The following is a 12,372-nucleotide window of genomic DNA, read 5'->3' as shown; positions in this document are numbered from 1 at the left end:
CGGCTCTGAATTTGGTAAGATAAGATTATGGATTTTGAAAAAATTGAACAAGCATATACCTATTTACTAGAAAATGTCCAAATCATTCAAAACGATTTGGCGACAAGCTTTTATGATGCCTTGATTGAACAAAATGGGATCTATCTCGATGGTCAAACCGCTCTGGAGCAAGTCAAAAAAAATAACCAGGCCTTAAAACGTTTGGCACTTCGAAAAGAGGAGTGGTTACGGACCTATCAATTTTTGTTAATGAAGGCAGCGCAAACAGAACCTCTTCAAGCAAATCACCAGTTCACACCGGATGCGGTTGGTCACTTGATGATTTTTATCATTGAACAACTTTTCCCTGCTGAAAATGTGAGCTTATTGGAATTGGGATCTGGGATGGGAATTCTTGGAGCTAGTTTCTTAACGTCTATGAACAAAAAGATAGATTACCTGGGAATAGAACTTGATGACCTCTTGATTGACTTGGCGGCAAGCATGGCAGAAGTAATGGATCTTCAAATGGGCTTTGTCCAAGGAGACGCAGTGCGTCCACAAGTATTAAAAGAAAGTGACATCATTGTGAGCGACCTGCCTGTCGGTTACTATCCAGATGATCAGACAGCCTCACGTTATCAAGTAGCGGCTAAGAATGAACATACTTATGCTCATCATTTGTTAATGGAACAATCACTCAAGTATCTTAAAACAGGTGGTTATGCGATTTTTCTAGCTCCAACGGACCTCTTGACGAGCCCTCAGAGTGAACTTTTAAAATCATGGCTGACTGAAAAAGCCCAACTAGTAGCAATCATAGCTTTACCAGAGGATCTCTTTGCACACGGAGCTCAGTCTAAAACAATTTTTGTTCTACAGAAGAAGACGGGAGAAGGGATTGAACCATTTGTTTATCCACTTACGAGTCTTCGTGACCCTGAAATTTTGATGGAATTTAAGGAAAATTTTCAAAATTGGTGTCAAGAACATGAAATCTAATATAAATTTTGATATAATAGTTGAAAACGCTTAAAAAAGGGGAAACATTATGACAAAAACCATTGCAATTAACGCTGGAAGCTCAAGCTTGAAATGGCAACTCTACCAAATGCCAGAAGAAAAGGTACTTGCAAAAGGTTTGATTGAGCGAATCGGATTGAAGGATTCTGTTTCTACAGTTAAATTTGATGGTCGTTCTGAAGAACAAGTTCTTGATATTGAAAACCATACCTTAGCTGTTAAGATTTTGCTTGATGACTTGATTCGTTTTAATATTATTAAATCTTATGATGAGATTACTGGTGTTGGACACCGTGTCGTTGCAGGTGGTGAGTACTTCAAAGAGTCTACAGTTGTTGAAGGCGATGTCTTGGAAAAAATTGAAGAGCTAGGACTTCTTGCTCCATTGCACAACCCTGCAAATGCTGCTGGTATTCGTGCCTTCAAAGAATTGTTGCCAGATATCACAAGTGTAGCGGTCTTTGATACATCATTCCACACAACAATGCCAGAAAAAGCATACCGTTATCCATTACCAACTAAGTACTATACAGAAAACAAAGTTCGTAAATACGGTGCACACGGAACAAGTCACCAATATGTTGCTCAAGAAGCAGCAAAACTATTGGGCCGTCCACTTGAAGAGTTGAAATTGATCACGTGCCATATCGGTAATGGTGCTTCTATCACAGCTGTTAAAGGTGGTCAATCAATCGATACATCAATGGGATTCACTCCACTTGGTGGTGTTATGATGGGAACTCGTACAGGGGATATTGACCCAGCTATCATTCCTTATTTAATGCAATATACAGAGGACTTTAACAAGCCTGAGGATATCAGTCGTATTCTTAATCGTGAGTCAGGATTGCTGGGTGTTTCAGGCAAGTCTAGTGATATGCGTGATGTGATTGCTGCAATGGAGGCAGGGGATCATGATGCTGCTTTGGCCTTTGAAATGTATGTTGACCGTATCCAAAAACATATTGGCCAATACTTGGCAGTCCTAAATGGAGCTGATGCTATCATCTTTACTGCTGGTGTTGGTGAAAATGCAACGCTTGTCCGTGAGAAAGTCATCTCAGGTATTTCTTGGTTTGGTTGTGATGTAGATTCAGAGAAAAATGTTTTTGGTGTAACTGGAGACATCTCTACAGATGCTGCAAAAATTCGTGTTCTTGTCATCCCAACTGATGAAGAACTTGTTATTGCGCGTGATGTGGAACGTTTGAAAAAATAAACGATAAGAAAATCGACCTTCTCGATAGAGAGGTCGATTTTTATGTTGTTGACGAGTGTTTACCATTTGGTAAGCGAAACCTCACCACTGTTGAGCCAGATTTTTGCACCAGTTGCTAATTCTATCTGCAGTTGGCCCTGATCCGAAATGTCACACGCTTTTCCCGTGATTATTTCTTGATCTTTTTTGAAGGAAATTTCTTTTCCTAAAACAATTGATTGCTTTTTATAAAGGTAAAGCAGCTCATCAGCCTCTGTTTCGTAGAAACATTTCCAGATTTCTGCAATCAACTCGTTGCGAGTGATTGGGCTATTTTGAGAGAAGAGACTTCCAGCTTTCCCTTGTAAGTTTTTTGGGAAATCAGCAATAGAAAAGTTGATACCAACACCAATAATAACATCTGTGACAAGGCCGGTTTCGACAGAAGTGATGGCTTCAGTTAGAATACCGGCTATTTTTTTCTGATTTAGATACAGATCATTTACCCATTTGATGTCTAAATCAATCAAGCTCAAATTTTTAACAGCCTTATAAATAGCAGCTGAAGTTAAGAGTGTATAAGCTGGTAAATCTAGATAAGAAAGATTGGGTTTGAGGTGGAGAGACATATAGATTCCCCCTTTGTCTGGAGAGTAGTAGGGGCGTTGAAATCGACCACGGCCCATCGTTTGGCTAGTTGAAAGGTAGAGTGTATCTCCTTTGGCACCAGCTTCCATAGCCTCCTTGGCATCACTCTGGGTTGATTTGGTGATAGGTTTATATTGAACAGTAATGGGGCTGTTGTTTTCGATTTCTTGAGGTAAGATTAGGTCACCATGAAGAAGTTTGTAACCACGGTTTTTGATGCTGTCAATTTCTAAACCTTCTTGTTGGAGGCGTTGGATAGCCTTCCAAACAGAGGTGCGAGAGAGGTTTAATATTTCAGCGATTTTCTCTCCGCTTAAATAATCTGTTTCATGAGCTAAGATTTTGTAAACTTCTTGGTAGGATTTCATACTAGGTCCTTTCTGAAACAACTAGATTTATTGTACCATATTTTTAAAAAAGGATGCGTGGTTTAAGAGATATCTTCACCCACTATAAAATTTTACCTAGTTTTAGTTAGGGTGCCATGGACAAAGTGGTTTTCAAATCATTTGAAAAATGGTAAAATGTTTTAATAGTTTATATATCTGTGCATTATAGCGCAGAGAGAAAGGATCTGTTGTGAAATCAATAGGTATTATTGAAAAATTGAAAGGCTTGTCTAAGCAAGAACTAGTCTTGCTAGCAGTTATTCTAAGTATTTTCTTGCCTTTTTATATTTTCATCATCATTTTTATCGCTTATTTAATAGGTCTAATTTTTACAGGAGAAATGAAGGGAATTCTAAAACGACTCTCTAATCATGCCATTTTGCTTTTATTTATTGGCTATAGTGGTGTTATCTCTCTTTTAGCTCAAAATGTGATGGGGATGGTTTCCACTTTAGGAATGTTCCTCTTTGCAATTTTCTTTTATTATTACCAAGCTCATTTAACCCCTAAGTTTTTCAGATTAGTATTGCAATCGGTTATGTCGCTTAGTGTGCTAGCATCAGTTTTCGCAGCTTTAGAGCACTTTCAGATTGTAAAGAAATTTGATTATACTTTCTTATCACCTAAGATGCAGGTCTGGCATCAGAACCGTGCAGAGGTAGCCTTCTTTAATCCTAATTATTATGGGATTATCTGTTGTTTCTGTATTATGATTGGATTTTACTTAATTAGTACAACTAAATTGAGATGGTTGAGAATTTTCTCAGTGATCGCGATTTTTGCGAATTTGTTTGGACTCAACTTTACTCAAAATAGAACAGCTTTTCCAGCCATTATCTTTGGTGCGATTATTTATCTTTTCACAACCATTAAAAACTGGCGTGCCTTCTGGCTCAGTATTGGAGTATTTGGTGTTGGTCTAGCCTTCCTCTTCTCGAGTGATTTGGGAGTTCGAATGGGAACGCTCGATTCATCTATGGAAGAACGAGTATCTATCTGGAATGCGGGTATGACCTTATTCAAACAAAACCCCTTCTGGGGTGAGGGTCCCCTAACCTATATGCACTCTTACCCTCGTATTTTTGCTCCTTATCATGAACATGCTCATAGTATTTACATTGATACGATATTGAGTTACGGTGTAGTAGGGACGGTATTATTAGGGATTGCCTCTTCAGACCCAATCCGAAAATTAATCGATATGAGTCAGGAGCCGAGCAAGCGTCCGATTGTTGGTCTTTATCTTTCGTTTTTAACAGTAGTTGCTGTGCATGGAATTTTTGATTTGGCCCTCTTTTGGATTCAATCCTCCTTCATCTTCCTTTTGGTAATGTGTAGTTTGCCATTAAAACATAGTATGATTGGAGAGTTTGTTGAATAAACAAAAAGATAGTAGAAATGAGATTTTCTACTATCTTTTTTATTATTGAATAGCTTGAAGTAAATCTTCAGCTTGCTTTTCTAGAGAAGCAGCGACGCTATCTTCAAGGACTAATTGACCATCTGCCCAGGCAGAATCATTAACACGGGCTGCTGTAAATTCACCAACAACTTGTGTACGGATAAATGGCAAGAGGTCTTTGTAAATTGCAAAGAGTTGATCATGACCTGCATTAGCTACAGAAGATACCGTAACAATCTTATCTTGAAGAGCAGATGCTCCACGAGTGTCAGATAAGTCAATTGCGCGTGAAAGCCAATCTAGTAAGTTTTTTACAGTCCCTGGAATTGAGAAGTTGTAGACTGGAGAGAAGATCCAGATAGCATCAGCAGCTTGAACTGCTTCACGTGCAGCTGCAACAGTTGGAAGTGTAGGAACTTCAAGATCTTGGCTAAAGAGAGGAATAGCTGAGTAGTCAAGGTAGCTAACCTCAGCCTTACCTGCAAGAGCTTTTTCGGCTTCTAGTGCCATTTGGTGGTTGAATGAACCTTCGCGTAATGAACCAACGATAAATAATACTTTTTTAGACATAGGATGTCTCCTTTTAATTTTATTCAGATTTGCTCTGTTGTTACAATATATGTTACAACAAAGCAAAATCATTTGCAAGAAATTTGCTCAAAATATAAAAAGTATTAAATTTGAAGCTATCAATCATGAGATTGTAGATAAAGAAAAGCCTATAGCTCAATAGTTGGAGCTTATATTTGAATGCCTGAAAGTAGGTTAGAGTTCAAGAATCTCCCCCTTAATTCACTTGTAATTCACTAGGATAGATGGTAAAATAGACGAGTGAAAAAGAGACAAAAAAAAGAAAAAAATTCCCTATTATTTCAGTATACTATTGGCCTAACCTTGCTGGCTCTAGTTGTGACTTCTTCCTTTCTCTATTTGGTATGGCTTAGTATGAAACCTTATCAAACTGCAAAAGTCGAAGGGGAAAAACTTGCCAAGCAGTATGCAAATCTAGAAATGGTTAGCCAGGTTGATATCTTCAATGGTTTAGAAAGCTATTATAGTGTTTTTGGTCAAGATAAGAATCAGAAACCAGTTGCTGTCTTAATAGAGAAAAGTAGCAATAATATTTACGTATATCAACTAGAAAATGGTACTTCTCAAGAAAAAGCAGAAGCAGTTGTCAGAGAAAAAGGAGCAACTGAGATCGACAAGATTACTTTCGGGCGGTACGCTGATAAGCCCGTCTGGGAAATCGAGTCTGGAGGAGACTATTATCTAGTAGATTTTGAATCTGGTAGCCTAATCGAAAAGGAGAAGCTATGAAACTATCCAAGCGTGTATTAGAAATGGAAGAAAGTGTCACTCTGGCTAGTGATGCAAGAGCAAAGAAGTTAAAGGCTGAAGGAAAAGATGTTCTTTTCTTAACTTTAGGTCAGCCCGATTTTCATACTCCTGAAAATATTCAAGATGCTGCTGTTGCGGCTATTCGAGATGGACGAGCTTCTTTCTATACGGTAGCTTCAGGTTTGCCTGAGTTAAAAGCAGCAGTCAATACCTATTTTGAACGTTATTACGGTTATTCTGTGGCGGCAAACGAAGTCACTTTTGCTACAGGTGCCAAGTTCTCTCTCTACACTTTCTTTATGGCTGTGATTAATCCAGGTGATGAGGTCATTATTCCAACACCTTACTGGGTTAGCTATGGGGATCAGGTTAAGATGGCAGAAGGTGTTCCAGTCTTTGTTCAAGCCAAGGAAGACAATCACTTTAAAGTGACGGTAGACCAATTAGAAGCAGCTCGCACAGGTAAGACCAAAGTTTTGGTTCTTAACTCACCCTCTAATCCGACTGGAATGATTTATTCTCGTGAGGAACTCTTGGCCATCGGAAACTGGGCAGTTGAACACGATATTCTCATTCTTGCAGACGATATTTATGGTCGTTTGGTCTATAATGGGAATGAGTTCGTCCCAATCTCAAGTCTGTCAGAAGCTATTCGTAAACAAACCATTGTCATCAATGGAGTGTCTAAGGCATACGCTATGACTGGTTGGCGTGTTGGTTATGCAGTAGGTGATCCAGAAATTATTGCTGCTATGAGCAAATTGACTGGTCAAACAACTTCAAATTTGACAGCAGTGTCTCAATATGCAACGATTGAAGCGCTAACTGGACCTCAAGATTCTGTAGAAATCATGCGCCAAGCCTTTGAAGAGCGTTTGAATACTATCTATCCACTCTTGTGTGAAGTTCCTGGCTTTGAGGTTGTCAAACCACAAGGAGCTTTCTATCTCTTCCCAAATGTCAAAAAAGCCATGGAGATGAAAGGTTATACCGATGTAACAGCATTTACAACGGCCATCCTTGAAGAGGTGGGGCTAGCCTTGATAACAGGAGCTGGATTTGGAGCACCAGAAAATGTCCGCCTCAGCTATGCGACAGACTTGGAAACTCTTAAGGAAGCCATTCGTCGTTTGCACCAATTTATGGAAAAATAAGAAGCTTAACCTCTGTCTTAATAACGGAGGTTTTTGTAGCTAAAAACTTATGAATTTCTATCAAACTAGCTAGCTATCAGCCATTATTTGTGGTACAATAATGAGTAATAATGTCTTTGGACAAGTTAAACGAATAAAGGAAGATAAATGATGACAAAACGTGTAACAATTATCGAAGTAAAAGACTACGTTGGCCAAGAAGTGACTATCGGTGCTTGGGTTGCTAACAAGTCAGGAAAAGGGAAAATTGCTTTCTTGCAATTGCGTGATGGAACAGCCTTTTTCCAAGGTGTAGCTTTTAAACCAAACTTTATCGAAAAATTTGGAGAAGAAGTAGGTCTTGAAAAATTTGACACCATCAAACGCCTAAGCCAAGAAACTTCTGTTTTTGTGACAGGGATTGTTAAAGAAGACGAGCGTTCTAAATTTGGGTACGAGTTGGATATTACAGACATCGAAGTTATCGGTGAATCTCAAGATTACCCAATCACTCCAAAAGAACACGGAACAGACTTCTTGATGGACAACCGTCACTTGTGGTTGCGTTCTCGCAAACAAGTAGCTGTCATGCAAATCCGTAATGCTATTATCTATGCAACTTATGAGTTCTTTGATAAAAATGGCTTCATGAAGTTTGATAGCCCAATTCTTTCAGGAAATGCGGCGGAAGATTCAACTGAATTGTTTGAAACGGACTACTTTGGAACACCAGCCTACTTGAGCCAATCAGGTCAGCTTTATCTGGAAGCTGGTGCTATGGCCCTTGGTCGTGTCTTTGACTTTGGTCCAGTATTCCGTGCTGAAAAATCTAAGACTCGTCGTCACTTGACTGAGTTCTGGATGATGGATGCTGAGTATTCATACTTGACACATGATGAGTCACTTGACTTGCAAGAAGCTTATGTAAAAGCTTTGCTTCAAGGTGTTCTTGATCGTGCCCCTCAAGCCTTGGAAACCTTGGAACGTGATACAGAGCTCTTGAAACGCTACATTGCAGAGCCATTCAAACGTATCACTTACGATGAAGCCATTGATCTCTTGCAAGAGCATGAAAATGATGAAGACGCTGACTATGAACATCTCGAGCATGGAGATGACTTCGGCTCACCACACGAGACTTGGATTTCAAACCACTTTGGTGTACCAACCTTTGTCATGAACTACCCAGCAGATATCAAGGCCTTCTATATGAAGCCAGTCCCTGGTAACCCAGATCGCGTACTTTGTGCAGACTTGCTCGCACCAGAAGGTTACGGAGAAATCATCGGTGGCTCCATGCGTGAGGAAGATTACGATGCCCTTGTAGCGAAGATGGAATCTCTTGGTATGGATCGTACAGAGTATGAATTTTACCTTGACCTTCGTAAATACGGTACAGTTCCACACGGTGGATTTGGTATCGGTATCGAACGTATGGTAACCTTCGCAGCTGGTACAAAACACATCCGTGAGGCTATTCCATTCCCACGTATGTTGCACCGTATCAAACCTTAATAGCCATAAAAACGCCGTCTGGCGTTTTTATACTCTTCGAAAATCAAATTCAAACTACGTCAGCTTCACCTTGCCGTACTCAAGTACAGCCTGCGGCTAGCTTCCTAGTTTGCTCTTTGATTTTCATTGAGTATTACTTTAAATGAAAGAGGTAGAGAAAATGTAGGCAACTCTCAGTAAGTCTTTTAGAAACAATCATATTACATATTGAAAGAGAGAAAACAATGTTTAAAAGAACTTACAAAGGTAATATTCCACTCCTAGCAGGACTGGAATTTACATCTTATTTTGGAATTACCAGTTTTTGGATTTTATTTTTCATTCAGAATGGTCTTTCCTTGTTGCAAATCGGTCTATTAGAGAGTATCTTTCATGGGACAAGTCTCTTATGTGAAATCCCATCTGGTATGTTGGCCGATCGATTTAGCTACAAGACCAATCTCTATTTGGCTCGCTTGGCCAGTATTGTATCCTCTATCTTGATTTTGTTTGGTCAGGGGAATTTTTGGATCTATGCTCTTGCCATGATGGTCAGTGCTTGGTCCTATAATTTTGACTCGGGAACCAGCACCGCTTTCTTATATGATTCTGCGGTTGAAGCGGGTCAAAAGGACCGATATCTTCAGATTTCGAGCTTTTTGTCTGGTGTGGCAGAAGTTACCCGAACCCTAGGTACAGTTGTGGCAGGCTTCTTTATTCACGGAGCATTGGCTTGGACTTATCTAATTGCTATTGGATTATCTTTTCTTTCTATAATCTTGATTTATTTGATGAAAGAACCAATGGCTAAGAGAGAAAAAAATGAAAGCTTAACCTTTAAAACGATTGTCCTGCAAGTTCGAAAAGAATGGCATGAAAAACCAGTACTCTTTTATTGGATGATGACTTATCAGCTAGTCGGAACACTCATGTGCATGTTTTACTTTTACTATCAGCAGAAAATAAGTGACTTAGCAGGATGGCAGGTTTCACTGGTCATGCTGATTGGTAGTGGCTTAAATCTTATAGCAGTTTATGTAGCTAGTCAAATCGGTAAAAAATGGAATAGCAATCGAGTTTTTCCGACTCTTGTTGCACTAACGGGCTTGGCCTTACTATTGGTATTTTTTGGAACTCCCTTTGCTTTTCTTCTCGTCTATCTTTTAACCGATATACTCTATGCAGTTTATCAACCAATCTATTTTAATGACTTACAAGGCTATTTACCGTCCAGTGTAAGAGCAACTATGCTTAGTATCAATTCCATGCTCTTTAGTTTATCTATGATTGTCATTTTCCCACTGACAGGTTGGTTGATTGATCGTTGGGGTCTTGTAGCTGTCTTTTTAGTTCTAGGCCTTATCTTACTATTAACCTATCCTATCTTAAGAATTGGTCTAAAAAGGATGGGCAAGCTATTAAATCAGGACTTAATAACTGAATAAAGCATGAAACCCTATTTGCCCAAAGAGCCTTCTTGTGATAAAATAACAAGAAGAAAAGGAGAAGAGCATGATTGATGTAGAAGAAATTCTAAGCAAGATGAATCCCAATCAAAAGATTAACTATGACCGTGTTATGCAAAAAATGGTTCAAGTTTGGGAAAAAAATGAAGAAAGACCAACTATTCTCATGCACGTCTGTTGTGCTCCCTGTAGCACTTACACTCTAGAGTATTTGACCAAGTATGCGGATGTGACCATCTATTTTGCAAATTCAAATATCCATCCAAAAGCTGAGTATCACAAGCGTGCCTATGTGACCAAGAAGTTTGTCAGTAATTTCAATGAGCGAACTGGCAATAAGGTCCAATACCTAGAAGCTCCTTATGAACCAAATGAATATCGTAAACTGGTTCGAGGTTTGGAAGAAGAACCTGAAGGCGGGGACCGTTGCAAGGTCTGTTTTGATTATCGTTTGGACAAGACAGCACAAGTGGCTATGGACTTAGGATTTGACTACTTTGGCTCAGCCCTAACCATCAGTCCTCATAAAAATTCACAAACCATCAATAGTATCGGGATTGATGTGCAGAAAATCTACACCACTCACTATCTTCCCAGTGATTTTAAGAAAAATCAAGGTTATAAACGCTCTGTAGAAATGTGTGAAGAGTACGACATTTATCGCCAATGTTACTGTGGCTGTGTCTATGCAGCTCAAGCTCAAAATATTGACTTGGTGCAGGTCAAGAAGGATGCGACAGCCTTTATGGTAGATAAGGATATAGAGAAAGATTATTCCCACATCAAATTTACTGTTACGAAGTTAGATATTTAAAGGAAAACCTGCCTCAAGGCAGGTTTTTTGCTTATAAAAAAAACGAGGTCAGGATTTTGTTCCTGACCTCTGACAACTTTACCGATTCTTTAGTTCTACGTAGCGTTTGTACCAAATGTTGACATAGGCTTCTGAGAAGGGGCCTCGTTCATTGTTGATCCAGTCAACAAGAATCTTAACATGCTCTTTCAAAATATAGTCTAAATCATCAGGATAATTCATCTTACGCTTATGACGTTCATACTCTTCAACGTCCAAGAGGCGTTTCTCACCATCTGTAAAAACTTTAACATCTAAATCATAATCGATGTATTTTAAAGCTTCTTCGTCTAGATAATAAGGGCTAGCCATGTTGCAGTAGTAGGAAATCCCATTATCACGAATCATGGCGATGATGTTAAACCAATATTTTTTGTGAAAGTAAACAATAGCCGGTTCTCGAGTCACCCAACGACGACCGTCACTTTCGGTAACAAGTGTGTGGTCGTTGACGCCGATAATAGCGTTCTCTGTTGTTTTTAGTACCATGGTGTCTCTCCAAGTACGGTGGAGACTCCCATCATGCTTATAACTTTGAATTGTAATAAAGTCGCCTTCTTTTGGAAGTTTCATAACTAACCAACTTTCTACAATTTATAAGTTTATCGTTTACTATTGTATCACATTTTTATTTAAAGTTCTTAGTTTTTCCATGAAAAAATTAAAGATATTCTCTGAGAGCGCTGGCTATATCTGAAAAATCATAGCCTTTTCTAGCTAAAACTTGGGTTAGGCGTTGTTTCAGTTCGTATCCTTCATACTTTCGTGAATATTTCCGATATTGCTTATCCAACTCTTTAAAAATTAGTTCCTGAACAGTTTCTTCTTCGACTTGGCTATCTAGTTGGTCAAAGGCTGTTTTGGCTTCTGAGTATGAGAATCCTTTATTGGTTAGGCTTTGGATAATCTTATCTTGTAGAGCGCGGGCAGGTAATTTACCCTGATATTTTTTCAGTAGTTTTTGGGCTGTGCGCTCTGCGACTTCCGACATATCAAATTCTTGTAAGACTTCTTGGATGATGGATTTGGCAACTCCCTTTTGAGAAATCTTCTGCATCAGCATATAGCTTCCCTTATCTCCTGAAAGCTGATTAGAGTTGATAATAGCATAGGCATATTGACGGTCATTTATCCAATTATCATCTTTTAGAGATTGGATGACTTTGGGTATGATGTTCTCATCGATTTCATGTTTACTTAGATAATCTCGGACTTCTTTTTCAGTACGAGCCTTGAAGGATAAGTGGTAGAGCGCTAGATTTTTTCCGTAGGAAAATTGTGCAAAGGTCTGAATTTCTGCAAACTCCTCTGGACTAATTTCCTTATCCTTGGTCAGCATAAAGCGAACAATGGTATCCTCTGTAATGTAGCAGGTTTGGTCCTTATCAAGTTCTAGAAGATAAAGACGTTTTTTCTTTTCAAGTTTTGTGATTTTCATGTTTCTAT

At 39.0% G+C, this 12,372-nt stretch carries 12 protein-coding genes; 8 read left to right on the top strand and 4 right to left on the bottom strand.

Translation table 11 applies throughout. From position 1 onward, the window contains the following. The first annotated feature begins 27 nt into the window (after positions 1-27). Together HW271_RS06485 and HW271_RS06480 are read left to right on the top strand one after the other, a co-directional pair. The gene (locus HW271_RS06485) at positions 28-981 is read left to right on the top strand and encodes a class I SAM-dependent methyltransferase (protein ID WP_178895342.1); all 954 of its coding nucleotides are present in this window, start codon (positions 28-30) and stop codon (positions 979-981) included. Between the two features lie 49 nt (positions 982-1,030). Further along, positions 1,031-2,221, top strand: a complete 1,191-nt coding sequence (locus tag HW271_RS06480) for an acetate kinase (protein ID WP_178895341.1) — start codon at positions 1,031-1,033, stop codon at positions 2,219-2,221. Positions 2,222-2,280: 59 nt separating this feature from the next. On the opposite strand, the gene birA is transcribed toward HW271_RS06480, so the two are convergent. Beyond that, positions 2,281-3,216: a bifunctional biotin--[acetyl-CoA-carboxylase] ligase/biotin operon repressor BirA gene (birA, locus tag HW271_RS06475; protein ID WP_178895340.1), complete on the bottom strand. Its 936-nt coding sequence runs from the start codon at positions 3,214-3,216 to the stop codon at positions 2,281-2,283. Positions 3,217-3,427: 211 nt separating this feature from the next. Between birA and HW271_RS06470 the strand changes: the two genes are divergently transcribed. Then, positions 3,428-4,618, top strand: coding sequence for an O-antigen ligase (locus HW271_RS06470; RefSeq protein ID WP_178895339.1), 1,191 nt, complete (start codon positions 3,428-3,430; stop codon positions 4,616-4,618). A gap of 42 nt (positions 4,619-4,660) precedes the next feature. On the opposite strand, the gene HW271_RS06465 is transcribed toward HW271_RS06470, so the two are convergent. Then, positions 4,661-5,209 (bottom strand): NADPH-dependent FMN reductase, encoded by a 549-nt coding sequence (locus HW271_RS06465; protein WP_178895338.1) that lies wholly within the window; start codon positions 5,207-5,209, stop codon positions 4,661-4,663. A gap of 261 nt (positions 5,210-5,470) precedes the next feature. Between HW271_RS06465 and HW271_RS06460 the strand changes: the two genes are divergently transcribed. The 5 genes from HW271_RS06460 (at position 5,471) to HW271_RS06440 (ending at position 10,887) form a co-directional block, all read left to right on the top strand. Continuing rightward, the gene (locus HW271_RS06460; protein WP_178895337.1) at positions 5,471-5,959 is read left to right on the top strand and encodes a DUF5590 domain-containing protein; all 489 of its coding nucleotides are present in this window, start codon (positions 5,471-5,473) and stop codon (positions 5,957-5,959) included. Then, on the top strand, positions 5,956-7,134 hold the full coding sequence (locus HW271_RS06455; protein WP_178895336.1) for a pyridoxal phosphate-dependent aminotransferase: 1,179 nt from the start codon (positions 5,956-5,958) through the stop codon (positions 7,132-7,134). Before HW271_RS06460 ends, HW271_RS06455 begins: the two co-directional genes overlap by 4 nt. A gap of 150 nt (positions 7,135-7,284) precedes the next feature. Next, the gene (asnS, locus tag HW271_RS06450) at positions 7,285-8,628 is read left to right on the top strand and encodes an asparagine--tRNA ligase (protein ID WP_195183783.1); all 1,344 of its coding nucleotides are present in this window, start codon (positions 7,285-7,287) and stop codon (positions 8,626-8,628) included. A gap of 224 nt (positions 8,629-8,852) precedes the next feature. Then, the gene (locus HW271_RS06445; protein ID WP_178895334.1) at positions 8,853-10,052 is read left to right on the top strand and encodes an MFS transporter; all 1,200 of its coding nucleotides are present in this window, start codon (positions 8,853-8,855) and stop codon (positions 10,050-10,052) included. A 67-nt stretch (positions 10,053-10,119) separates the two neighbouring features. Continuing rightward, positions 10,120-10,887: an epoxyqueuosine reductase QueH gene (locus HW271_RS06440; protein ID WP_178895333.1), complete on the top strand. Its 768-nt coding sequence runs from the start codon at positions 10,120-10,122 to the stop codon at positions 10,885-10,887. 78 nt (positions 10,888-10,965) lie between these two features. Here HW271_RS06440 and HW271_RS06435 read toward each other — a convergent pair whose 3' ends face one another. Together HW271_RS06435 and recX are read right to left on the bottom strand one after the other, a co-directional pair. After that, entirely contained in the window at positions 10,966-11,499 is a 534-nt protein-coding gene (locus HW271_RS06435; RefSeq protein WP_004252157.1) for a DUF402 domain-containing protein, read from the bottom strand. 88 nt (positions 11,500-11,587) lie between these two features. Continuing rightward, complete coding sequence (recX, locus tag HW271_RS06430; RefSeq protein WP_178895332.1) at positions 11,588-12,364, bottom strand: recombination regulator RecX; 777 nt, start codon at positions 12,362-12,364, stop codon at positions 11,588-11,590. Between the last annotated feature and the right edge of the window lie 8 nt (positions 12,365-12,372).

This window comes from Streptococcus sp. oral taxon 061, assembly GCF_013394695.1.
Classification (GTDB): Bacteria; Bacillota; Bacilli; order Lactobacillales; family Streptococcaceae; genus Streptococcus.
This window is presented reverse-complemented; position numbering and strand designations above follow the sequence as displayed.